The organism is Micromonospora aridisoli, from assembly GCF_056150025.1.
In genome coordinates this window covers 1-496 of record NZ_JAXCFK010000219.1, presented here as the reverse complement: position 1 = coordinate 496, position 496 = coordinate 1, and the positions used below count along the sequence as shown (strand labels likewise).

Genomic DNA, 496 nt, shown 5'->3' with positions numbered 1-496 from the left:
CGCGACGCACTTTCTTGCGTCGCCGGATCAGCCATGAAACGGCCATCAAATCCGAGATCCCCACAAGCGCGCGGTTCAGGTTGTTATACTTGGACTGTCCGGCTTCACGGTGACGGTGGGTGATGTCGACATGATCAATCTTCCAGCCATCGCGCAGGAACAGCGCGGGCAGGTAGCGGTGCATGTGATCGAAATAGGGCAGCGCCAGAAACGCCTGACGGCGGTAGGCCTTCAGGCCACAGCCCGTGTCACGCGTCCCATCTTTCAGCAGCGCCCCACGCAGCCAGTTGGCGAACTTGGACCCCCAGCGTTTAGCCAGCGTATCATTGCGCTTGGCGCGCTGCCCGGCAACCAAGGCCAGATCAGGGTCAGCATCCACAAACTTCGCCAACAGACCCGCGATCTGGTCGGGCGGATTCTGACCGTCTCCGTCCAGCGTGACGATGATGTCCGACTGCGCCACCAACACTGCGGAGTGCACCGCCGCCGACTGCCC

The 496-nt window shown here is 62.1% G+C and carries 1 protein-coding gene; it reads right to left on the bottom strand.

Features of this window, described 5'->3' with window-relative positions:
- The coding region (locus SM447_RS30195) for a glycosyltransferase family 2 protein (protein ID WP_474576256.1) at positions 1-463 on the bottom strand (463 nt) is incomplete at its 3' end.
- Between the last annotated feature and the right edge of the window lie 33 nt (positions 464-496).